Source organism: Leptotrichia sp. oral taxon 879 str. F0557, assembly GCF_000469385.1.
Lineage (GTDB): Bacteria > Fusobacteriota > Fusobacteriia > Fusobacteriales > Leptotrichiaceae > Leptotrichia > Leptotrichia mesophila.
In genome coordinates this window covers 35,942-60,310 of record NZ_KI271338.1, presented here as the reverse complement: position 1 = coordinate 60,310, position 24,369 = coordinate 35,942, and the positions used below count along the sequence as shown (strand labels likewise).

The 24,369-nt window shown below is 28.8% G+C and carries 22 protein-coding genes; 15 read left to right on the top strand and 7 right to left on the bottom strand.

The genetic code is table 11. The features are described from left to right. The first annotated feature begins 307 nt into the window (after positions 1 to 307). Positions 308 to 1,162 carry a dTDP-4-dehydrorhamnose reductase gene (gene rfbD / locus HMPREF1552_RS07915; RefSeq protein ID WP_021744629.1) on the top strand — a complete coding sequence of 285 codons (855 nt, stop codon included), beginning with the start codon at positions 308 to 310 and terminating at the stop codon, positions 1,160 to 1,162. 53 nt (positions 1,163 to 1,215) lie between these two features. On the opposite strand, the gene HMPREF1552_RS07910 is transcribed toward rfbD, so the two are convergent. Genes HMPREF1552_RS07910 through HMPREF1552_RS07900 form a run of 3 tightly spaced genes read right to left on the bottom strand, consistent with a single transcriptional unit; the run spans position 1,216 to position 5,029 of the window. Continuing rightward, entirely contained in the window at positions 1,216 to 1,923 is a 708-nt protein-coding gene (locus tag HMPREF1552_RS07910; RefSeq protein WP_021744628.1) for a biotin--[acetyl-CoA-carboxylase] ligase, read from the bottom strand. 50 nt (positions 1,924 to 1,973) lie between these two features. Further along, positions 1,974 to 4,478, bottom strand: coding sequence for a DegV family protein (locus HMPREF1552_RS07905; RefSeq protein ID WP_021744627.1), 2,505 nt, complete (start codon positions 4,476 to 4,478; stop codon positions 1,974 to 1,976). A 56-nt stretch (positions 4,479 to 4,534) separates the two neighbouring features. Then, positions 4,535 to 5,029, bottom strand: coding sequence for an HAD family hydrolase (locus tag HMPREF1552_RS07900; RefSeq protein WP_021744626.1), 495 nt, complete (start codon positions 5,027 to 5,029; stop codon positions 4,535 to 4,537). A 376-nt stretch (positions 5,030 to 5,405) separates the two neighbouring features. On the opposite strand from HMPREF1552_RS07900, the gene HMPREF1552_RS07895 reads away from it, so the two are divergent. From HMPREF1552_RS07895 to HMPREF1552_RS07865, 8 genes are all read left to right on the top strand, one after another. Then, entirely contained in the window at positions 5,406 to 6,299 is an 894-nt protein-coding gene (locus HMPREF1552_RS07895) for a tetratricopeptide repeat protein (RefSeq protein ID WP_021744625.1), read from the top strand. A gap of 20 nt (positions 6,300 to 6,319) precedes the next feature. Then, complete coding sequence (ylxM, locus tag HMPREF1552_RS07890; protein WP_039901428.1) at positions 6,320 to 6,643, top strand: YlxM family DNA-binding protein; 324 nt, start codon at positions 6,320 to 6,322, stop codon at positions 6,641 to 6,643. 201 nt (positions 6,644 to 6,844) lie between these two features. Next, the gene (locus HMPREF1552_RS07885; protein WP_021744623.1) at positions 6,845 to 7,705 is read left to right on the top strand and encodes a MurR/RpiR family transcriptional regulator; all 861 of its coding nucleotides are present in this window, start codon (positions 6,845 to 6,847) and stop codon (positions 7,703 to 7,705) included. Between the two features lie 138 nt (positions 7,706 to 7,843). After that, positions 7,844 to 9,265 carry a 6-phospho-beta-glucosidase gene (locus HMPREF1552_RS07880; protein ID WP_021744622.1) on the top strand — a complete coding sequence of 474 codons (1,422 nt, stop codon included), beginning with the start codon at positions 7,844 to 7,846 and terminating at the stop codon, positions 9,263 to 9,265. A gap of 152 nt (positions 9,266 to 9,417) precedes the next feature. Beyond that, entirely contained in the window at positions 9,418 to 9,603 is a 186-nt protein-coding gene (locus tag HMPREF1552_RS12315; RefSeq protein WP_155827512.1) for a hypothetical protein, read from the top strand. 152 nt (positions 9,604 to 9,755) lie between these two features. Next, positions 9,756 to 10,496 (top strand): TraX family protein, encoded by a 741-nt coding sequence (locus HMPREF1552_RS07875; protein ID WP_021744621.1) that lies wholly within the window; start codon positions 9,756 to 9,758, stop codon positions 10,494 to 10,496. 172 nt (positions 10,497 to 10,668) lie between these two features. Beyond that, positions 10,669 to 11,055, top strand: coding sequence for a VOC family protein (locus HMPREF1552_RS07870; protein ID WP_021744620.1), 387 nt, complete (start codon positions 10,669 to 10,671; stop codon positions 11,053 to 11,055). A 94-nt stretch (positions 11,056 to 11,149) separates the two neighbouring features. Continuing rightward, entirely contained in the window at positions 11,150 to 11,743 is a 594-nt protein-coding gene (locus tag HMPREF1552_RS07865) for a flavin reductase family protein (protein ID WP_021744619.1), read from the top strand. A gap of 80 nt (positions 11,744 to 11,823) precedes the next feature. Here the strand turns inward: HMPREF1552_RS07865 and HMPREF1552_RS07860 are convergent, their stop codons facing one another. After that, entirely contained in the window at positions 11,824 to 12,381 is a 558-nt protein-coding gene (locus HMPREF1552_RS07860) for a TetR/AcrR family transcriptional regulator (RefSeq protein ID WP_021744618.1), read from the bottom strand. Between the two features lie 252 nt (positions 12,382 to 12,633). Here HMPREF1552_RS07860 and HMPREF1552_RS07855 point away from each other — a divergent pair, with 252 nt between their 5' ends. The 3 genes from HMPREF1552_RS07855 (at position 12,634) to HMPREF1552_RS07845 (ending at position 16,402) form a co-directional block, all read left to right on the top strand. Beyond that, on the top strand, positions 12,634 to 13,860 hold the full coding sequence (locus HMPREF1552_RS07855) for an NADH:flavin oxidoreductase/NADH oxidase family protein (protein WP_021744617.1): 1,227 nt from the start codon (positions 12,634 to 12,636) through the stop codon (positions 13,858 to 13,860). A gap of 173 nt (positions 13,861 to 14,033) precedes the next feature. Continuing rightward, positions 14,034 to 15,737 (top strand): ABC-ATPase domain-containing protein, encoded by a 1,704-nt coding sequence (locus HMPREF1552_RS07850; RefSeq protein ID WP_039901425.1) that lies wholly within the window; start codon positions 14,034 to 14,036, stop codon positions 15,735 to 15,737. A gap of 218 nt (positions 15,738 to 15,955) precedes the next feature. Then, positions 15,956 to 16,402, top strand: coding sequence for a DUF6314 family protein (locus tag HMPREF1552_RS07845; RefSeq protein WP_039901422.1), 447 nt, complete (start codon positions 15,956 to 15,958; stop codon positions 16,400 to 16,402). 674 nt (positions 16,403 to 17,076) lie between these two features. Here the strand turns inward: HMPREF1552_RS07845 and HMPREF1552_RS07840 are convergent. The 3 genes from HMPREF1552_RS07840 to HMPREF1552_RS07830 form a co-directional block, all read right to left on the bottom strand. Then, the gene (locus HMPREF1552_RS07840) at positions 17,077 to 17,628 is read right to left on the bottom strand and encodes an ankyrin repeat domain-containing protein (protein ID WP_021744614.1); all 552 of its coding nucleotides are present in this window, start codon (positions 17,626 to 17,628) and stop codon (positions 17,077 to 17,079) included. An 89-nt stretch (positions 17,629 to 17,717) separates the two neighbouring features. Then, entirely contained in the window at positions 17,718 to 18,194 is a 477-nt protein-coding gene (locus tag HMPREF1552_RS07835) for a hypothetical protein (protein ID WP_021744613.1), read from the bottom strand. Positions 18,195 to 18,297: 103 nt separating this feature from the next. Further along, positions 18,298 to 19,770 (bottom strand): hypothetical protein, encoded by a 1,473-nt coding sequence (locus HMPREF1552_RS07830; protein ID WP_021744612.1) that lies wholly within the window; start codon positions 19,768 to 19,770, stop codon positions 18,298 to 18,300. 214 nt (positions 19,771 to 19,984) lie between these two features. Here HMPREF1552_RS07830 and HMPREF1552_RS07825 point away from each other — a divergent pair, with 214 nt between their 5' ends. From HMPREF1552_RS07825 to mraY, 3 genes are all read left to right on the top strand, one after another. Continuing rightward, entirely contained in the window at positions 19,985 to 21,406 is a 1,422-nt protein-coding gene (locus tag HMPREF1552_RS07825; RefSeq protein ID WP_039901421.1) for a glycoside hydrolase family 1 protein, read from the top strand. A gap of 253 nt (positions 21,407 to 21,659) precedes the next feature. Continuing rightward, positions 21,660 to 23,039: a UDP-N-acetylmuramoyl-tripeptide--D-alanyl-D-alanine ligase gene (gene murF, locus HMPREF1552_RS07820; RefSeq protein WP_021744610.1), complete on the top strand. Its 1,380-nt coding sequence runs from the start codon at positions 21,660 to 21,662 to the stop codon at positions 23,037 to 23,039. Positions 23,040 to 23,130: 91 nt separating this feature from the next. Beyond that, on the top strand, positions 23,131 to 24,219 hold the full coding sequence (gene mraY / locus HMPREF1552_RS07815) for a phospho-N-acetylmuramoyl-pentapeptide-transferase (protein WP_021744609.1): 1,089 nt from the start codon (positions 23,131 to 23,133) through the stop codon (positions 24,217 to 24,219). Positions 24,220 to 24,369: the final 150 nt, after the last annotated feature.

The following is a 24,369-nucleotide window of genomic DNA, read 5'->3' as shown; positions in this document are numbered from 1 at the left end:
AAATAGTTTAAAATATTCATGCGTTTGTCGTGATAGTGAGTAAATTATTATCAAATAAATTTTTTATTTGTCTAGGGAGTTTGAGTTATTCTATGTATATTTTACATATACCTGTATTTTATATATTCTCAAAATTTGTAAAAATAGATTCTAGTAAGAATTTGTGTATTTATTTGATAATAGTAATTTTATCATCAAATTTAACAAAATATTTAATTGAAAATAGATTTTATAAATATTTATGTAAAAAATATTTGAAAAGTAGATAAGCAAAGATATTAGCTTTAAAATGAAGGGATAAGAAATAATGAAAATACTATTAACTGGCTCTAACGGCCAATTAGGATATGACTTTCAAAAACTATTTGACAATCTAAATATAAAATATATAGCAACTGATTATCAGGAACTAGATATAACAAGTGAAGAAAATTTAGAAAAGTTTTTTGAAAAAAATAATGATTTTACACATATAATAAATTGTGTTGGATATAACGATGTAGATAAGGCAGAAATAGATAGCAATGTATTTTTAGTGAATGAAAAAGCTCCTCGAAAGTTAGCAGAATTTTCAAAAAGAATGAATGCAATATTTATAACTTATTCGACAGATTTCGTATTTGATGGGAAAAAAGGTATGCCTTATGTTGAGGAGGATATTCCAAATCCACTTTCTAAATATGCAATCTCAAAATATAAAGGGGAAAAAGCTGTTTTAACTGATTGGGAAAAATCATTTGTAATAAGAACATCGTGGGTTTTTGGAAAAGCTAATAATAATTTTAATACCCAAGTCATCAACTGGAGCAAAACTCGTGATAAATTAAGTATTGTTGATGATCAGATTTCCGCACCTACTTATTCAAAAGATTTGGCAGAATTTTCATGGAAATTGATACAAACTGAACAGTTTGGATTGTATCATATTACAAATAATGGAATTGCCAGCAAATATGAACAGGCAAAATATGTGCTTGAAAAAATAGGTTGGAAAGGAACTCTTGAAACTGCGAAAACAGAAGATTTCAATCTTCCTGCCAAAAGACCTCATTTTTCAAAATTATCTTCCGAAAAGGTGGAAAGACTTCTTGGAGAAAGGATTCCAGACTGGAAAAGTGGAATTGACAGATATTTAGAGGAAATAGAAATAATTAAAAAATAATATAAAAAGGAATATGCTTCTATATGTTGATTAGAAAGATATTCCTTTATTTTTTATATAACTTTAAATTCCAGCGAGGCAAATTTTAATTCATCACTATCTCCTTTAGCAATTAAAGAGATATTTCCTCTTCTGTCTACACGTAGGAATTTGTATTCTTTATCTAAAAATTTTCCATTTTGCTTGATTACTATTTTTTTATCTTTTAGGTAATTGTTTTCATTTACAACTGTTAATATATTTTCCCATTTTCTGTTAAGACTGTGAAATTCATTTTCAAAGGCTGATACTACATCTTCTATTATATTTTGTACTGAATAAATTTTTCCAGTAATTTCTACAAGTGAAATGGCTTTTTCCCGAAACATCCCAAAATCAGTATTATTAATGTTTATCCCAATTCCTACTATTATGTGTTCTCTTACTTTTTCGCATAGAATCCCACATATTTTTTTATTTTCATAATAAATATCATTTGGCCATTTAAAAGTCAGTTTTTCATTACTTTTTATATAGTTTTTAAGAACTTCATAAACAATATAGCCAGTAAAAATTGTTATTTTTTCATCTAATTCAGAATTATTATCTGCAACAGCGAAGGAAAAAAGCGCAGCTCCTTCATTTGAAATCCATACGCTATCTCTTTTTCCTCTCCCATCTGTCTGTTTTTTTGCTACTATTACTTCAAATTCTTCTATTCTTAATTGTCGTCTTAAATAAGTATTTGTTGAATTTATTTCATCAAAAAATTTAAATTTCAAAGATATACCTCTTTCTGCTTATCTGATTTTAAAATTTAATTTTGTAGCCATTAACTTAATCTTGGAAATATAAATATTCCGTAAACTGGGCCTGCGTGAGCTCCAATTACTGCTCCAATTTCTCTATTTAATATTAATGAACTTATTTTTGGATTATTTTCCACTTCTGAATAAATTCTCACTACATTTTCAAGTTCTGTTGGAGTTCCTCCCCAGCCACTCATAAGAACAATACTTTGTTTCTTGCTTTCACGTTCAATGTATTTTTCAATGTATTTTTGGGCATTACGTTCACCTAGAACTTTTTTCTCAACTGTAACTTCTCCTTGGTTTACAGTTAAAATAGGTTTCATATTTAATGCTCCTGCTATTGTTGAACTTGCTTTTCCTATTCTTCCACCTTTTTCAAGATATTTTAAGTCTGGAATAATCATAAGAAGTTTTCCTTTTGTTCTAAAGTTATTTACCCAGTTGATAATTTCAGTAAAGCTTTCACCTCTTATAGATTTTCCTGCAGCACCTAATACAAGGAATCCCTGCAGCAATGAAGCTCCTAAACTGTCAATCAGTTCGATATCATTTTCTCTATTTGTCAAGCTTCTTCCAACCTTAGCAGCTTGTATTGTCCCACTTAGTTTTGAAGATGGGTGAATTGAGATAATTTTTTTATATCCTTTTTCAAATAGTTTGTTGTAGGCATTTAAAAAGTCCTGTGGCGATGGCTGTGATGTTTTTATTGTTGCATCATTGTTAAGCATTTCGTGCCAAAATTCAGACTTTGTAATCTCTATTCCGTCTCTATAAAGTTCACCATTTATATCAATTTTCAAAGGTACAATTTTTATTGGTAGCCCTTCAATGTCTTCATATGTCAAGTCTGATACAGAATCTGTCAAAATAGCTATTTCAGGCATATTAGGGTCTTTATTTTCAATGTATAGGTAATAATAGTAATTTTCCTGATTTCCATTAATAATAGCAGTCTTTATTCCAGATAATTTTTCTTCAATATTTTTTTGTGATTCTTCATCTTTTTCATTTCCACTTACTACAACAGCTGTTATTGTATTTTTAGTTACCAAATCAGCTAATATTGTGTCTGTAATATCCTTTAATGATTTTTTTGCATATTTTATTTTTCCATTTACAAGTGCTATAAAATCATCTTTTGTTATTGTCAAGTCTTCTACTTTCGTATCTCTTACGGCTTTTGTAATTTCCACAGAATAGTTTCTTGCAGCAGATTCTTTTACTTCGTCAATGTCACTTTCCTTATTTTTTAAGAAATAATATCCGTCAAGCATTGTCTTAGTATCTAGAACCATTACTGTTTTTTGAGATTTTTCGGCCGCCATTTTAGCTGTTGTAATGACATTTTTATTATTTGGCAAGACATAAATGTTTTCTTTTTCAGTTTTGTCAATTGCATTTAATATTTCCTGAACGCTTGGATTTTTACTTTGCCCTCCAAGAATTACAACATCTGCACCGATTTTTAAAAATTCATCCTTTAAGTTTTCAGAATCAGCCAAAATTACAAATGCAGATTTTGTTTTATCAATTTTTGGATTTACAAAGATTTTAGCCTCATCCCGTTCACTAAAAATTTGAAGATTATCGTGTTGCAGTTTCATATTTTCTATCTTCATTTTTTCAAGAGGCCCATATTCAAGTGCTATTTCCATTGCTTTTCCAGGATGGTTTGTATGAATGTGAGTCTTGAACTTTTTGGAAGTTTGTGCAAATACGGCAGAATCTCCTAGTTCAAGCACACGCTTTTTATATTCTTCTGTGTCAAAGTCTCCGTTTAGGATAATGTATTCTGTACAATATTGAAAATGTATGCTTTCAGGATCGTGGTCAATATTTGCTATTGTCTTGTCAAATTCATTTTCTTTAACTTGAGCCTTTTGTAATTCAACCAGCAGATTCAGTTCTGTTGCAACTTTATAGAATCCTTCAAAAAAGAAGAATAGCCCTTTTCCTCCAGCATCAACTACTCCAGCCTCTTTTAATTTTGGCAGTAGTTCAGGCGTTTCTTCTACCGCTTTTTCTCCAGCCACAACAATTTCTCTTAGAAATTCTACTAAATCTTCAAATTTATCTGCACATTCCATAGCTTTTTCAGAAATTTTTCTAATAACTGTCAAAATTGTTCCTTCTATAGGTTCACTTACAGCGCTATAAGCAATTTCCTTAGCACTCAAAAGAGCTTCTGCAACATCTTTTGGAAGTAATTTAACTTTATCTCCAATACCTTTTAAAAATCCTGTAATTACTTGTGATAAAATTGTTCCAGAATTTCCTCTAGCTCCCATTAATACAGCCTCTTCAACTACTTCTATTAATTCAGGCATTTTTATTTTATCGTCTGTTTTTTCTTCCAGATCATTTATCATTGAATTTAATGTCATTGACATATTGCTTCCTGTATCTCCGTCGGGTACAGGATAAACATTTAGTTCGTTTAATAGCTCCTCATGTTTTGTAACCCATTTTCCTCCGCCAATGAATACTAGTTTTAGTCTCTTGGCATCTAGATATTTTATTGCCATTATTTCCTCCTAAAAAATAATTTTTTATATTTTTTGATTAAATTTTTTCTTTTATATTATTTGACATTTGCCAAAAATTTTTGAAATAAATTTTCTCTTTTTAAAATAATTTCTATGAACTCCCTTACAGCTCCTTCTCCACCATTTTTTGTTGAAACAAAGTCAGCAATTATTTTTGCTTCATTTACTCCATCTAACGGTGTCCCTGAAAAACCGGATTTTTTCATGATTTTTATATCATTGAGATCATCACCCATATAGGCGATTTCTTCTTTTTGAAGACCTGATATTTGCATTATTTCATCTAAAATAATAGTTTTTTCTGAAATACCTTGATACAAGTATTTTATGTTTAATTTTTCGGCACGTTTTTTTAATAGTTCTGATTCTGCACCTGTAATAATTCCAAATTCAATGCCTAATTTTTGTGCATTTAAAATAGCGTAACCGTCTTTTACATTGAATTTCTTTAATTCTTCTCCGCTATTTCCAAGGTAGATACCGCCATCAGTAAGTGTTCCATCTACATCCAGTAAAATTAATTTTATCATTTTTTCTCCATTTTTTATTTTACAGTTTACTGATATTATACCATAATATATATTTATTATTCAAATTTATTTTTTAAATCACGATAAATGGATGAAAAAAATAAATAAAAAAGGGTACAATATTATTTTTTCTATATATTAATTATAGAATAGAGAAAACTTTCAAAAATTAGGATAATTTTAATTAAGAAAATAACAAGAATAAAAGAAAATTGTCAAAAAAATTTGATATAATATTAGTGAAAGATAAGGGTAAAATGAAGATAAAATTAATTTTGTTGAAAAAATTAGATTTATTGGAGAATTTGTGGTATTATAGACAAATAAGGAGTATGTAGGTTAAGAAATAAAATTTTTTAAAAGAGGAAATTTATAGATGACTAATAAAGAAAAAGAAATTAAAGAGGCTAGGATAAAAGAATTGCTTGTGAAAAGGGAAGAGTACGTAAATAATGGAGAAATTGAGAAGGAAATTGTGGCTTTGAGAGAATTGAAGGTATTGTTTAGAAGAGTGTATGGAGATGAAAGTAATGAGAATATAAAGGTTTTGACGGAACTGGGAAATGCTTTGAAATATGTTGGAAAATTTGAGGAATCATTAAGGCTATTATCTAAAGTAGAAAATATAGTTTTAAAAAAATATGGGGAAAATAGTCTTGCGTTTGTTACTTGTAGTGCAAATTTGGCAGAAGTCTACAGAATTATGAAAAAATATGACAAGGTAGAAGAAAAATATTCTAAGGCGATAAAAATCTACAAAAAAAATAATTTTAAGAATGGATATGTTTTTTCAGGTATTTGTAATAATTTGGGATTATTTTGTGAAGAAAATGGACATTATGAGGATTCAATAAAATGGCAACAAAGAAGTTTGGAAATATTGGAAAATTTTCAGAATAACGATGTACAGAAAGCAATAATACTAAGTAATATGGTAAAATCGTATATCAAACTTGATGAAAAAAAATTGGCAAAAAACATGATGGAAAAATCATTGGAAATATTAAGCAACGAAGTTGGGGAAAATTCGAATCTTTATTTGAATATAATTAATAATTTAGCAAATGTCTACTTTGAAAGCAACAGTTATAAAATAGCGTTAATATTACTGGAAAAATGTGAACATATATGTAAAATTATCTTGGGAACTGAAAATGAAAATTATAAAAATATTTTAGAAAAAATTTCAATTGTAAAGAAAAAAATTGAAAAACATAAGATGGAACAATATGTTTGGAAGGATCAAATTGTAAAAAAAATAAAAAATTAAAAAAGGAATTTGGAAGCATTATGGATAAATTGGAAGATTTTTTAAAATATTCTGTGCTTTTTTCTTATTATAGTGAACTTTTTCCTAAAAAGAAGAGGCAATATCTGGAACTTTATCTAGAGGAAAATAGTTCTCTTTCAGAAATTGCTGAACAGTACGGAGTTACAAGGCAGGCTGTTTTTGATAACATAAAAAAAGGTGTTCAGAAACTAGATGAGTATGAGAGTAAACTTGGAATATTTGAAAAAGAAAAAGAACTGAAGGGGAAACTTGAGTATTTAAGAAAAAATTTTACTATGGAGAATTTGGAAAAAATAATACAGGATTTTGATTATACAGAATAGTTTTAATATTGAGAAAAATGAAAAAAGTTTACTATTGACAAATAAAAAAATTGGGGTATAATGGTTATGTAAAGAATATGTGAAGTTATAGAATATAGTTATTACTATTTGGATTAGACAAAACTGAAATGGCGGGAAATGCTTCTGATTAATGTTTTCCCCCTTTGGTTTTGCCTTTTTTATTTAACAAGAAGGTGAAGGATGATTATTAGTAAATTAGAGAAAAAGGAGAATTTTACGAATAATGAAAAGGAAATAGCAGATTACATTTTAAAACACTTGGATGAGGTACATTTGCTGTCAGCGGAGAGTTTGGCTAAAAAGGCGTTTGTGAGTAAGGCTACTATTGTGAGATTTTGTAGAAAACTAGGAGTTAAAGGGTATAGGGACTTTCAGAGAAGTCTGGATAAGGAAGTCGAGGAAATGTTGAAAATAAAGGGACTGCTTAGTGAAGAACCTGTAAACAGTGAAACAAAATATGATGAAATTATCTCAATTATTCCATTGCTTTATGAAAGAGTTATTGGGGCTACAAAACTTAATTTGGATACACCTGTTGTGGAAAAAATTATTGAAAAACTTAAAAATGTTAAGAAAATTGAGATTTATGGAACTGGAATTTCATATATATTAGCAAAATTGGCTTCATTTAAATTTATGACGCTTGGAATAGAGAGTGCGGCTTATGATGGTCTTAATGAGCATTATGTAATTTCTACGGAAAAAGGGGAAAAAGACATGGCTCTTATTATCTCGCTTTCAGGGACTAATCCTTATATGATTAGAATTGCGGAATATTTGAAAAAAAGGAATGTATTTGTTGTAGGAATTGGGAATGGCTCGTCTGAGGAAATAAAAAAAGCGTGTTCAGAATATATTGAAATACATGCTCCAAATTATATTTTGAGTTTTGAGATGGTGTCGCTATTTACTGGGATTAATTATGTGCTGGACATATTTTTCACTTCGCTTTTAGTGTCGAATTACTACAAAAATATAAATACTTCACTGGAAGTCAGTAAAAATTATGAGACAAATGAACCGAAAGTATCAAAAAAATAATTACAATAGACATAATTTTGAAACAATGGGGAAAATTGATAAATGCTCTTGTTTTTGTAAGATTTTAGTGTTATATTTTTAATGTAAAGAAAATTATTAAAAATATTAAATACGAAAATTTTTTAGGAGGAGATAGAAATGGGATTTAGAAAAGACTTTTTGTGGGGTGGAGCTACTGCCGCAAATCAGCTTGAAGGAGCTTATAATGAGGATGGAAGAGGACTTGCAAATGTAGATTTGTCGCCAGTTGGGGAAGATAGGTTTGCTGTAATTACTGGGGAGCGAAAGATGTTGGAATTTGACGATGAGCATTTTTATCCTGCTAAAGGGGCGATTGATTTTTATCATAGATACAAGGAAGATATTGCGTTATTTGCAGAAATGGGATTTAAGACTTATAGAATGTCAATAGCATGGACTCGTATTTTCCCAAATGGAGATGAAGAAACTCCGAATGAAAAAGGACTTCAATTTTATGAAAATGTATTTAAGGAATGTAGAAAATATGGTATTGAGCCATTAGTTACAATAACGCACTTTGATTTTCCTATTCACTTAATCAAGGAATATGGCGGATGGAGAAACAGAAAAGTTATTGATTTTTATAAAAGATTGTGTACTGTAATTTTCACTAAATATAAAGGGCTTGTAAAATATTGGATTACGTTTAATGAAATTAATATTTTATTACATGCACCGTTTATGGGAGCAGGAATCGTTTTTGAAGAAGGGGAAAATAAAAATCAGGTTTTGTATACTGCGGCACACAACGAATTGGTGGCAAGTGCTTGGGCTACAAAAATTGGACATGAAATTGACCCTGAAAATAAAATTGGATGTATGCTTGCAGCTGGAAAATTTTATGCACTTACTTCTAAGCCTGAAGATGTATGGACTGCACTTGAAAAAGACAGAGAAAATTATTTTTTCATAGATGTGCAGGCTCGTGGATATTATCCTGCCTATGCTAAGAAATTCTTTGAAAGAGAAAATATAAACATTGGAATTACAGATGAAGATGAGCAAATTTTGAGCGAAAATCCAGTTGATTTTGTAAGTTTTTCTTATTATACAACTCGCTGTATCTCTGCTGAAGCTGACAGGCTTGGAGAAGGAAACTTGCTAAAAACAATGAGAAATCCGTATATCGAAGTAACAGATTGGGGATGGGGACTAGATCCGTTAGGATTTAGAACTACAATAAACGAAATTTATGACAGATACCAAAAACCGTTGTTTGTTGTGGAAAACGGGCTTGGAGCTGTTGATGTTCCAGATGCAGATGGATACGTGGAAGATTATTATAGAATTGACTATTTGAGAGATCATATAAAGGCAATGAAGGAAGCGGTTGAACTGGATGGAGTAGAACTTCTAGGATATACAACTTGGGGACCTATTGACTTAGTAAGTGCGGGAACAGGAGAAATGAAAAAACGTTACGGATTTATCTATGTAGATAGAGATAACGATGGAAATGGAACATTGAAGAGAAGCAAGAAAAAATCATTTGACTGGTATAAAAAAGTTATTGCAAGTAATGGAGAAGATTTGGATTAGCATTTGAAATTATTTGTTGAAAAAATTAGTAAAAAAATAAGGGGATTTTTAAAATAGCGAATCCCCTTTGCTTTTGTGTGAAACTTTTTATGCTAAACTCTATGTAAACAATGAATTTATTACAAATTTTTCTAATAAATGATATAAACCTAATGTTTTCAAGCGATTTAAGATATAAATTAATAGATTCTAGTACAAACAATCCGTCGGAGCATTTTTCTGTGCTGACAAAACTGTTTGAGCATAGCGAGTTTTTTGCCAGTGCAGGAAAGTGTCGTAGACTAGCCATAGGTTGTAGGATTTGCGGTAATGAGCAATCCTACAGAAATAAAAGATAAAAAAGTTAAATGATTATGGATTAGCTATTTAACAACCCTATTATAAAAATTTATTTTTATTTTTAAACAGGGGTTTAGTATTAAAATGAAATTGAGAAACTTAAATAAAATAACGATTATAGAAAAAATAAAAATATAAAGGGAGAATTGTTATGAGCACAACTTATGGAAATAATAGATTTAGCAAGATAAGAGTCTTTTCAGGAGCACAATTAAAATATATCGCTTTTTTATCAATGTTGATTGATCATGTGAATAAGGCTTTGATGTATCCTTTGCTAACAGAAAACGGATTTTTGAGATATGTGAGCGATGTATTTGATATTTTGGGAAGAGTTGCATTTCCGATTTTTATGTTTTTTCTTGTGGAAGGCTTTTTTAAAACAGGAAATAGATTCAAATATCTTTTAAATTTGATTATTTTTGGAATTATTTCTGAAATCCCATTTGACTTGTTCCAGTCGGCAGTATTTTTTCAGCCAAATTCAAATAACGTAATGTTTACATTGGCTTTAGCATTAGTTATGATTTGGGTTATTGATGAATTGAAAGTGCCAAAATCATATATAATTCCCCCAGTATTATGGTTTCCTGTTTCAATAATAATCGTTATAACTGTTTGCCTGTTGTCGATGATTTGGGGATTGGACTATGAATATCACGGAATTTTGATTGCATATTTTTTCTATATATTTCGTAATAATCCAATATTATCAATTATAGGAGGATATCTTTCGATTTTTAAGACTCCGTGGGCTTTGCTAGGATTTGGCTTGACACTTACTTATAATGGGAAAAGAGGAAAACAGAATAAAATTTTGAATTATTTGTTTTATCCTGTACATTTATTAATTTTGGGGCTATTGAGACTATGTTTTAAAATAGGAATTTAGAATAGAGTCTGCGCGAAGGAACGATAATTAGCATGGTTCTGTTTGGACCTTTATTCAGAATATTTATGTTAAGAATTGAAAAAATCTATGAAAAATGGGATTTAGTTAATGGAAAAGTCAAATTGAAAAAGAAATAGAAGGATTGAAATAAAAAATATTGAAAGGATTAATTATGAAAATAAATCACGTAGCAATTTATGTAAAAGATTTGAAAAAAACAAAGGAATTTTATGAGAAATATTTTGAAGCAAAGGCAAATGAGAAATATCATAATAAAAATACTGGATTACAGACTTACTTCCTAACTTTTCCAGATAGTGAAGCACGGCTTGAAATAATGTCACGTCCTGAACTTTCGGAAAGAAATGATAAAATAATGAATGAAGGCTTTATCCATATTGCTTTTAGCGTTGGAAACAAAGAGAATGTCGATAAATTGACAAAAAAACTTGTAAATGATGGATTTAGATGTTTAAGTGGGCCTAGGACGACTGGAGATGGATATTATGAGAGCGTTATTGAGGATTGTGAAGGTAATTTGATTGAAATAACGGAATGATAAAATATTTGTTTGCAAATTGAGAAAAAAGATTTGGAGAGTATAATTACTAAAAAGATACATAAAAATTTTCATATATTAAGGAGTGGTAATTATGTTTAAGAAATTAGAAAAAAATGGATTTTATTATGGATTTCCAGTATTACTGATGACTACAAAGGATAAAGAAACAGGTAAAAATAACGTAACTCCGTTATCGTCTTCATTTGTACTTGGAAAATCAATAGTTGTGGGAATAGGATTTGGAAATAAAGGATTTAAGAATATTGAAGCTGGATCGGATGTAACTTTTAATGTTCCAGATGAAAACTTGTACGAAAGTGTGAAAAAGATTGAAAAATTTACAGGCGATACAGAAATATCAGAAGTAAAGCAGAATCTTGGATATATATACTGTGAAGATAAGTTTAAGATTGCAGGATTTACTGAATTAGCTGGTGAAATGGTAAATTCTGTGAGAATAAAGGAGTGTCCAATTCACATAGAGGCAAAAGTTACAGATATTCAAAAAAAAGACTGGTTTGCCATAGTAACCTGTGAAATACAGGGAATTTTTGCCAATGAAAAAATAATGATGGATGATTCTCACATCGATACAAAGAAATGGAAACCATTAATTTATAAATTTAGGGAATATACCTCAACAGGCGATAGATTGGGATTGAATTTTAATTTTCAGGAAGTTTAAGAAGAATTTGGAAGTTATTAAAATCAAAGATTCTGTTGTTTTTCAAGAAAGGTTATTTTAAAAAATGATAATTGTTTAAATTAAAAATTTTTAATACCATTGTAAATAAGACTTTCTATTGTCTCTATAAAATTTTGCAATGGTATTTTTCTTCCATCATTTATCCACTGCTTATAACTTCCTAAAATAGATGAAAATACAAATGATAAAATAATATTACGTAGATAAGGCTCTTTTTCTTTAAAAAATTCTGACTTTTCCCATGTTTTTTTAATAATATTGTTTATCATTTTTTGTAATACATAATCATTTTTTGAATCAATTATTATTTTGTCGTGAGCATTTCCATAAATTTCTGAAAAATCAATAAAAGTATTAATAATATTTTTTAAATCTTTAGGAAAAGCAAGCAAGGAAAATTTTTGTATATATTCGTCAGTAATTTTATCTTGTATTTCTAAAAATAAGTTATCAATAGATGAATAATAACGATAGAAAGTTTTTTTGCTAATTTCAGCTTTTTCAATTAATTCTTTTACAGTTATTTTTTCATAATCCTTTCCTTTAAAAAGTTCAATAAAGGACTTGTGAATATTCCTTATTGTTTTTTTTATTCTTATATCTTCATAATTAATCATAGTTTTACCAGTTTCCTTTCTAAAATAAACTCAAAAATAGTTAAAATTCAAATAATAAAAATTATATAAATTGATAATTTGTAATAGTTTTAAATTTTTTATGCTATAAGGAATTTTACAATGAAAAATACTAAAATGCAACTTTTTTCTACCAAAAGTGTTAAAAGACACTTTTAATAACTAAAAGTTTCTCAAAATAGAAATAAATATGTTAAACTTGTATGGTAAAATATAATAAGTGAAAGGAAAAATATGGAAAATCAAATATTATTTACTCCGTTAAAATTAAAAAATGGAGTAGTTATAAAAAATCGTTTTTTAAAATCTGCAATGAGTGAGGGAATGGCAAATTCTAAAACCAATTCTCCAAATGAATTGCATGTAAATTTATATAGAAAATGGGCAAACGGAGGAACAGGACTTCTTATAACGGGAAATGTTATGATAGATAGACAGGCTTTAGGCGAGCCAGGAAATGTAGTGATAGAAGACGAAAGAGACATGGAAATGCTTAAAAAATGGGCAGAAGCAGGCAAGGAAAATAATACGCATATATGGATGCAGATAAACCATCCAGGAAAACAGGCTCCTAAAAGTGTAGCAAAAGAATCTGTTGCACCAAGTGCGATAGAAATTCAAGGAGATTTGAAAAGTGGATTTGTAAAGCCAAGGGAACTTACAAAAGATGAAATAAAAAATTTGATAAAACGTTTTGGAAAAGCAGCTGAAATTGCTAAAAAATCAGGTTTTACAGGAGTTCAAATACATGGAGCACACGGATATTTAATAAGCCAGTTTTTATCATCTGCAGATAATGTGAGAAACGATGAATATGGCGGAAGCATAGAAAATAGAATGAGGTTTTTAGTTGATGTATATAATGAAATGAGAGAAAAAGTAGGAAAAGAATTTCCGATAGGATTAAAAATAAATTCATCAGATTTTAGTAACAATGGATTTACAGAAGAGGAGTCTATTATTGTTATAAAAAAAATGTCCGAAATAGGAGTAGATCTTATAGAAATATCAGGCGGAAATTATGAAAATTCTAAAATGCTTTCTGAAAGAGGAGATAATGAAAAGGTATTTTTTATAGATTATGCTAAAAAAGTATTGTCGTTAATAGATACGCCTATCGTAGTTACAGGAGGATTTAAAAAGGTAGAAACTATGCAAAAAGCTATCGAAAAAGAAAAAATATCCATGATAGGAATTGCAAGACCCATAGTAATATATCCAAATTTGCCTAATGAAGTCAAAGAAGGGCATATATCATCAGTTTCCTTAGAAAGATTAACAACTGGGTTTAGAGGATTGGATAAAAAATTAGGAGGTCTTATAGGGTTAAGCTATTATGAGCAGCAAATCCGAAGACTTGCAGAGAATAAACCTGTAAAAATTCATAGAAATGCCTGGAGTCCGCTATTATTTATAATATTGTATCATGGAAAGAATGCGTTAAGACCTAGACGAAGATAGGTTTAGTTAAATTAAATAAAGATTGTTAAATTTTATCAGAATTTTTAACCTCATAGGTAAATATATCTATGGGGGTTTTTATATTAAAGTAAAAAAGAATTTGGGAAATAAAAGAGAAGTGTGTTAAAATGAGAATAGAAAGATATATGGCTAGTAAAGGAGAGTTTACAGAAATGAAAAATTATAAAGAATTAGAAAAAATATTATTTTCAATGGATGGAAAAAGTTATTCGCTGTATAAGTCGCTTAAAGGGGAATATAGGTTTGAAAAATATATTCTTGCGATTGATCATGTGCAGTCGGATCCTTATGCTCCGCCTTCAAAAATGAGAGTTATAATGGATAGGAAAATTTGTGGGATTCCTTGTGAGCTGACAGATACGAAGGATAAGGATATTGCAGTTTCGGATTTTCTTACGAGAAATTTTTACAGGGAAATTCAGAAAAGTGGGAATGATAGTACAGGAACTGGAGGAAGTGGAAGAATTTTTATTGATAGGTGTGGACAGGAAATTTTGGAAAGAACTTCAGTTCTGATAAAGAGAGATAAAGTTGAAGTGAGGTTTGAAATGGGGATGCCTGCGAGAGGTAGACGGATAATGGGAAAAGCTGCACAGAAAATTATTTTTGAGCAGTTGCCTGAAATTGTAGAAAAATCGATTATTTATGATAATTTGAATAAAAAAGCATTAAATGAGCAGGTAATCTTAGTGCTGGATCAGGAATATGCAAGAAAAATGTTGAAAGAAAAAGGGCTTGTTGCATTTGTGGCTAATGATTCTGTGCTTCCACGTGAAAGTGGAGTTTCGGATAGACCTATGAAAAATGCAGTTAAGTTTAAAAGTTCAGAAAAATTTGAGATTACATTAAAACTTCCAAGTGGGAAAGAAATAAGCGGAATGGGAATTCCAAAAGGAATTACGCTAATTGTGGGTGGAGGTTATCACGGTAAATCTACGTTGCTTTCGGCACTTGAAAGAGGGGTTTACAATCACATTGCTCAAGATGGGCGTGAATTTATAATTTCTGAATCGGATGCGGTAAAAATACGTGCGGAAGATGGAAGAAATGTGGAAAAGGTTAATATAAGCGGATTTATCAATAACTTGCCACAAAATAAGGATACAAGGGCTTTTTCGACTGAAAATGCTAGTGGAAGCACATCGCAGGCAGCAAATGTTGCAGAAGCACTGGAATATGGGACTTCTTTACTTCTGATAGATGAGGACACTTCGGCTACAAATTTTATGATTCGTGACGGAAGAATGCAAAAACTTGTGGTAAAGGAAAAAGAGCCGATAACACCGTTTATTGACAGAATAAAGGAACTTTATGACGATTTTGGAGTTTCTACGGTATTGATTGTCGGTGGCTCTGGAGATTATTTTGATGTGGCAAATCATGTTATAATGATGGATGAATATGTGCCAAAAGATGTAACGGAAAAAGCAAAAGAGATTGCAAAATTAGATCAAAACAAGCGAGAATTTTCTTCAAATGATAAATTTCAAGGAGTTACACAGCGAATTCCACTCAAAAAAAGTTTTTTGCAATCTGGAAAACTGGATAAAACAAAAGCCAAAGGGAAATATAGCATTCTGTATGGAAAAGAATTAATTGATATTTCAGGGCTGGAGCAGCTTGTGGATGACAGCCAGACAAACTGCATTGCTGTAATGGTTGACTATTTTAAAAATAAAGTGCTGGATGAAAAACTCACGCTTTCGCAAGCAGCTGACAGGATTTATGAAAAGATTGAAAAGGACGGGCTTGATTCAATTTCTTCGTACACAGGGCATCCAGGAAATTTAGCATTGCCTAGAAAACAGGAATTTTGTGCGGCGGTGAATAGGTATAGGAAGTTAAAAATAAAATAATCTTTTTATAAATGATAAAGGGAAGAATTTATTTGAATGGATTGCAAAGCAACGTTTGAAAAGGTAAAAATTTTAGATTACTAGAGATATTAAAATGAAATAGGAAAAGACTTGTTTGGAGTAGTAAACTTTGAGTTTAGTCTTTTTTGTTTTTTCTATAATTTTTATATTTTATTTTTGGTATATTGTAGTAAATCTATTAGGAGATGTTGGAAATTATGGGTAAAGATAGTATGGATAGAATGATGGATATTTATGAAATGATGAAAAATGTTAGAAGGATTTTGTTTCAGGCGAAGAGTTTGGAAGGGTCTTCAACAGGCTGGAATTATGTTGGTAAAGGGAATGTTGTGGTTAGAGAAGGCGACGACAGGTTGTATTTTATTGAAGAAATTATTCTTGATAATGATATTAGGTATAATGATAGAAAATTATGGGAATTTAAAGAAGATTGCATTGGATTTTATAGGTTTCGAAATGGGGATTATGAGAAGATATTTGAATTTCTATTTTGTAATGGGGAATTTATGATGAAAAAAGAGTATTTGTGCAGTCCTGATTTATATTATGGAGAAATGAAGATTTTGGATAATAGAATTTGTCTGCTGATAAAAGTAAAGGGAGAAAAGAAGAATGAAGTTTTGGAATACACATACTTAACATAAAAATTTAATATAAATTCAGAATTTTTGGAAAGTGTTGAAACAGAGTGTATTTAGTATACTTGATACTAACATTTAAATAACTAATTTATTAAAAATATTTTTAACAAGAAATTAAAATATAGTTTTTGGTTATTGAACTAATTACAGGGTTAAAATCTAGAATTTAGATTAGAGCATGTCTGAAAACTCTCAAAATAATGAATTTTTAACAAATTTTTCTAAAATCAAAAATAATAAATATTGATTTTATGGTACTTTGTACAAATTCTAAAATCAAAAAAATATTAAAAATAACATAGATTTTAAATTTTCAGACACAGCCTATTTTTAAATATTGAAATAAAGTAACTTATATTAAATTCACTTAAAAAATAGTAATAAAATTTTATAATAATTAGTTTGATAGTCTTGTAAAAAAAAATCAAATCTAATTTTTAAGTAATTTGTATAGGAGATTTTTATTCAGATTTTGAAAAACTGCTTATTATTAATAAATGTTTTTCATAATTTTATGTTTTTTCTTTTATATGATATACGCAAGTCAAATCAGTCAGTATTTCCCTTTATTTCGCAATAATAATTATTCTAATAATATTAAAAAGAATGGCGAAAATGCTATATACTAATCCTGAAAAATAACCGCTATCTTTTACAACAACGGTTATCTAAAAATTCTAATTTTCTTCTTTCAAATTATATTTCTTTACATAATCTTCCATCATTTTCACTGCTATTGGCCTGTTAGATCTTCTGGCAAATTCAATTACTGTTAATCCCCATTTATCCTTTACTAAAAGAGGAAGTCCTGGTTGAGAAAATATTAGCTGATATAGTGGTAACATTTCCATTTCAGGAGCACCAATATTAAATAATTCCTTGAAAGCAACCGTTTTCTCTTTCTTATATATTGTTGTTATATCCGCGCCTTTTTCCAATAATGTTTTACACAATATTGTTGTTTTTACTATATCTGTCCAACCATATGAGAATAATGGAAAAAATAAACTTATCCCATCTTCTGTTACTGCTTTAACATCAGTTCCTTTATTTATTAAAAAATTAGTAATTTCATAACGTGCAATGCTATTAGTGTTTGCTAATGCATCAAATAAGATACTATCTCCCGATGCATCTCCAATTTTTTCATCTCCTTTTTTGAATATTTCTATAACATCCTTTAATGTTCCAAATCTTACTGCTGCCCATATTGTTTTATATTTTGACATTTTTATCTCCTTTTTTAATTTTAATGCTTCATTTTTGTTTTTAAAAATATTTAAAATTTAAAGTTGTTTTTATTTTTGTTCTAGTATTCTTAATAATTACCTTTCAGCACTTCTACTAGCACACATCTATTTTCTATATTTTTTTCAGGATATTTGTCTATATTTTTTAATATATTCTTCTTTTCTTTTTCTGGTACTGAAATATATTTTATTTTTGCTTCCTTATCAATTCCAAATGCTATTCCAAATAACTTTCTTTTTGTATAGAACCATTTTTTTCCAACTATTTCATAAGCATAATCTCTAGCTTCTCTTAATGAAGCAAAAAATTCATCTTGATTAGCAATTTCTCGCATTTTTCCATTTTCATCATCTATATAAAATTTTATTTTCCTTTCTTTAAAAATCTTATAATTTTTTTCGTAGTATTCTTTTCTGTTTGCCATATAGCGATTATTTGGACAATCGGATACATTTATTCTTGCCTTGTTTAAACGATTTCTATAAAATAGACCAATAGCAACTATAAAAGTAAATAACAATGATAATTTGAAAAACTTATTCATAGTTGATCTCCTTTCTTTACTTTATTCGTATTTTCAAATTATATTTTCTATATTATTTATATAATCTAGTTTAGATTTTAATACAGGAAAATTTTTAGTAGAATTACCCTTTTTTAGAAGTTCTTTTTATAAAAGAATTTAGATAGCGGTTATTTTTTTTTCTGTTATAAATCATTATTCGAGAATAATTTCTTTTTTTCTTTATGTTAGAAAATCTGTCTATCTTGTTTAATATTATGTAGCGTTTAATTAATTTTAGAATATTAAATAATTCTGTGAGTATTGGGAGCAGGAGTATTATAAAAATTAGTAAGTATGATTTTGAAAAATAGGATACGAGGACGTTTATTATGTCGTAACCTTTTTTTAGATTTTTGTCAAAAAATAGACTGAAGATAAAATCTCTTATTAGTAACGTTTGAATCAAGGCTATTGGAAACATTAGCAGTTTTATTGTTCTGAGGATTGAAAAAACAGATTTTTTTATTGTTAGAGTATTTTTTTCATTTAGCATTAATTTGGATACTATTTTTTCTTTTTCTTCAAATGGAAAATTGTAGTATTCGTATTCTATCAAAATAAAAATTATTAAAAATGTAAACAAAAAATTATTTATAATTTTTTTGATATTTAAACTAGTTCCCATCACACCAAAATCACTAATTTTTTTACTTTCATCCCGTAATTCAAAATTATTGTTTAATATTAAAGTTTCACCAGTTTCCAGCTTAATTATTTTTCCATATACTTCTCCTTCAATAATTTTTTTATTTTTTAGTTTTATTTTTACGGTATCCCAGTTGAAATAAATTATCTTTCCTTTTAGCCATATTGTTTCATTTTTTTCATTTATAAAAGATAAATTTACATTGTTATTGTCGTCAATTACTGTGTCTGTAATATTTATATTTCCCTTTTGAGAGTTTTCGTAAGTAAGAATTTTTAAATTTTTATCTACTTTCCATTTTGTTTTTCCATCTTTGTTTACAATTTCGAGAGTGCTGTTTTTTAACTCGTCTATTGAATTTATTTCTGCATTTTTTATTAGAATGGATTTTTTATTTAATATTTCAAGTTCGTTTTTGTAAGAATTAAGGAAGTAGCCTACTCCAAAGAAAATTACAGCCATTAGAAAAATTTTTTTAATACTATAGTCGTAAAAATAAGCAGTAAAAATTTTTTTTTTAATAATAAAAGTTATAAGCATTGACAAAAACGATAGTATTATTATAATAACAGATGAAGCATATATAAAGTAGTTGTAGCCTTTTAGATTTAACGCAAGATTTAAAAATGAAATATAAAATAGGACTATTAGAAGAAACCTTAAAACATATCTATTTACATTTATAATTTGTATTTTGCCATTTTTTATATTTTGAATTTTTTCCAATTGCTTATTTATTTTAGTTTTATTTGTACTTTTTAATTTTAGCTGATTGCTTAGGAAGGTTGATTTTTTATTTAGTTCATTTAATAATTTTGGTTCATTTTCTAGTTCTTTTTTTCTTTTTTGTATAAAAAATTTTTTGAAAAATTCAATGATTTCAATTTTGCTTTTAAATAGTTCTTTCATAAGTTACCTCTCTTGCTAGTAGATTTTGTTTTGTTATTATAGCATTATTGTATTATTTTTTCTATATATTCGTTATAGAATAAGGGAATTGTTATTATAGGTTAAAAGATATATATTTTTGAAATAGAGAGTTGATTTTTATTAAAAATGGAAATATAATAATATTGAAAATAAGGGAAAAATATGGATAATTAGATAGATGGAGGGATATTGTATGGCAAAATTGAAATTTCCAGATAATTTTTGGTGGGGATCGGCTACTTCTGGACCGCAGAGTGAAGGAAGATTTAATAAAAAGAATAGAAATATATTTGATTACTGGTTTGATATGGATAAGAAGGCGTTTTTTGATGGTGTAGGGCCTGATGTGGCTTCAAATTTTTATAACAGCTTTAGGGAAGATATAAAATTGTATAAGGAAATAGGGCTTAATTCACTAAGAACATCGATTCAATGGACACGGCTCATAAAGAATTTTGAAACTGGGGAAGTTGATGAGGATGGAGTGAGATTTTATACAGAGGTTATAGAGGAATTTGAGAAAAATGGGATTACTCTTGTAATGAACTTGTTCCATTTTGATATGCCAATAGAATTGCAGGAAAAATATGGTGGCTGGGAATCAAAGCATGTGGTTGAATTGTTTGTAAAATATGCCAGAAAAGCATTTGAGCTGTTTGGGGATAAGGTGAAATACTGGACGACTTTTAATGAGCCGATAGTGCCTGTGGAAGCACAGTACATGTATCAATTCCATTATCCGCTTATTGTAGATGGGAAAAAAGCTATGCAGGTTTTATATAATACAGCACTCGCTTCAGCAAAGGCAATTGAAGAATTTAGAAAAACAGAGCTGCTGAAAAAAGATGGGGAAATAGGAATAATTTTGAATTTAACGCCATCGTATCCAAGGAGTGAAAATGAAGAGGACATAAAAGCTGCCAAAATATCAGATGCTTTTTTTAACAATTCATTTCTTGATCCTGCGATTTATGGTAAATTTCCTGAATTATTGATAGAAATACTGGAAAAGGACGGAGCCTTGTGGGAAAGTACAGAAGAGGAACTAAAAATTATTGCAGAAAATACAGTTGACTTTTTAGGAGTGAATTATTATCAGCCAAGAAGAATAAAGGCTCGAGAAACAGAATTTGATATTTCTAAAAATGGCTGGTTGCCTGATAAATATTTTGAAAATTATGATATGCCGGGGAAAAGAATGAATATTTACAGAGGATGGGAAATTTATCCACAGGCAATTTATGATATTGCTAAAAATATTCAGGATAACTATAAAAATATAAAATGGTTTATTTCAGAAAATGGAATGGGAGTTGAAGGAGAAGAAAAATTTAAAAATGAAGAGGGGATAATTGAAGATGATTACAGAATAGATTTTTTTAGGGAACATCTGACACATCTTCATAGAGCAATAGAAGAAGGCTCAAACTGTTTTGGCTATCACACTTGGACACCGATAGACTGCTGGTCTTGGACAAATGCCTACAAGAATAGATACGGATTTATCTCGGTAGATTTGCCAACACAAATAAAAACGATAAAAAAATCAGGATACTGGATAAAGAAAGTTTCTGAAACTAACGAAATTGATGGTTGGGATATTAAAAAAAATTAATAAATATTAGATACTTATGGTAAAATTACTTTAAAAATATACTTAAAAATTGAGGTTATTTTGCTGAAATTTTAGGTTTATATAATTTTTCCAGCTTGACTCTAAGCGGATTTGTGCATAAGATAAATTCTTTTAGAAAAATTTGAAAAAAAAATAAAAATATATTGAAAAAATGCTCTTCAAATGATATAATTTTATAATGCGAATAATTGTGAAAAAAGTATTAAATTAGATAGGAATCTGGAGAAATTTTATGAATAAAGCTGAAGTGTTTCAAAGCTTCTTTAACAAGCAAAAAATATCAGATTTTGAGATAAATAATATTTCGATTAATTCGAAAGAACTTGGTAAAAATGATATTTTTGTTGCCATTAGAGGTGGGAACAATTTTGTTAATGAAGCGTTGGAAAAAGGTGCTTTTGCTGTTTACGACAGTAAAACTTTAAAAATAGATGAAAAATATGCTAATCGTGCATTTTTTGTAAATGACAGTATTGAATTTTTACAAAATTTTGCTAGGGAATGGCGAAAAAATTTAGATATAAAAGTAATTGGAATTACAGGAAGTAATGGGAAAACTACTGTAAAGGACATGATTTACCATTTGCTTTCACAAAAATATAAAGGAAAAAAGACTGAAGGAAATTACAATAATCATATTGGATTGCCCTTCACTTTGTTGCGTGCTGAAGAAGATGACAAATTTATTATTTTGGAAATGGGAATGAGCGGTTTTGGAGAAATTGATCTTCTGGGACAGATTGCATTGCCTGATATTAATGTAATTACCAACATTGGTGAATCACATCTGGAATTTTTGAAAACGAAGGAAAATGTATTTTTGGCGAAAACGGAAATTATTCCGTATATTAAAAATACACTTGTAATCAATGGAGATGATGATTATTTAAAAAATGTAAAAGCTGAAAATATTGAAGTTGTAAGAGCTTTGAATTTAGGAAATAATGAGTTTAAGGAGAAGACGTCTGATTTTTATTATGGAGACGTTAATTTTAACGAAAGCGGGACTGATTTTTTTCTGAAATATTTTGGAAAAATTTGTCAAAGTACGGTTGAGAGAAATTATAAGACGAATGTTCTAGGAGAACATAATGTATTAAACTTAGTTATGGCAATCGCTGTGGCTAAACAATTCGGAATGGAAGATAAAATAATCAGTGAAGCTGTGAAAAATATTGGCTTGACTGGAATGCGGTTTCAAATAATTGAAAACGGCGATACAACATATATTAACGATGCCTATAATGCAAGTCCAATGTCTATGGAGAAATCACTTGAAACATTTTCCCAAATATATAACGACAGGCTAAAAGTTGTGGTTCTGGGAGATATGCTGGAACTAGGAGAAAATGAGCTTGAACTTCATAGCAACCTTTTTAATACAATAAAAACTACAAAATTTGACAAACTTTATTTATTTGGAGAAAGGATGAAAAGCCTATTCGAAAAAATAAAGGAAAATGTGGACAATGAAAATTTAAAAAACAAGGAATTTGGACATTTTGATGAAAAAGAAGAAATAAAAGAAAAAATAAGACAGATTTCTGAACAAAAGGCAGTGCTGTTAAAAGCATCACGAGGAATGAGATTAGAAGAAATCATAGAAAAATAAATATTATAAACAAAGAAAGGAGAAGAGTTTTTTATTACTTTATAATTTGTTTAAATATGGATTGTTGGGTAAAAAAACTCTATAATAAAGAATGTTATATTTACTGCAAGAGTTATTTATCAATAACTGGAGAGTTTTACGTATTTTTAAATCAATAATGTTAAGAGCGTCTGTGGCGTTTATGATTGCGTTTCTGTTTATGTTAATTTTAGGAAAACCGTTTATTGCTTGGCTTAAAAAGAAAAAATATGGAGATACAGCAAGAGAAGAAGGGCCTAAATCACATTTTGACAAGTCGGGAACGCCTACAATGGGAGGACTTCTAATAATTGGTGCAATTTTATTTGCAACTGCTATCGCTGGTAATTTTACAAATAAATTCATTGTGTTTTTGTTTGTAATCACAATTTTATTTACAACAATTGGATTTTATGATGACTATTTAAAATTGACAAAGCACAAAAAAGGGCTTTCTGGGAAGAAAAAAATATTAGGACAACTAATAATCACAGCATTAACATTCGGATTCGTATATAAATTCGGACTTGTAAGTAAAACTATCGATTTTTCAATAATAAATCCGTTAATTAAAAATTCATATTTATATATAACTCCAATCTTGTTTTTTATTTTTGTGGCATTTGTAATAATCGGTTCTTCAAATGCGGTAAATTTGACAGATGGACTGGATGGACTTGTGAGCGGACCTACAATTGTAGTAAGTATTACGCTTTTAATTATTACTTATTTAACTGGAAATGTAAAATATGCAAAATACCTAAATCTTTATTACGTTCCGCAGGCAGCTGAAATGATAGTTTATTTAGCCTCAGTAATCGGAGCTTTAATTGGTTTCTTATGGTATAATTTCTATCCAGCACAAGTGTTTATGGGAGATACAGGTTCTTTAACATTGGGTGGAATTTTAGGAATTATTGTTATTTTTATAAAGCAAGAGCTGTTATTGCCGATTGCTGGATTTATATTTATTATGGAAGCCTTGTCAGTTATGATTCAAGTCTGGCACTTTAAAACTTTTGGAAAACGGGTATTCAAAATGGCACCAATACATCACCACTTTGAACTGCTAGGATTGCCTGAAACAAAAGTTACAATAAGATTTTGGATTGTTTCAATAATGACATGTCTATTAACATTTGTAATTTTGAAATTAAGATAAATAAAGCGGGGGATTTTTCCCCTGCAAACTAATTTGAATTTTGTCTTTGAGTATTTAACTAAATAATTTTTCTATTTTGATGTTTGTTAATAATTATTTTTTATTATATATTTTAATTTTTTTAACGTAAGGGCATCAGACGCCATGCCC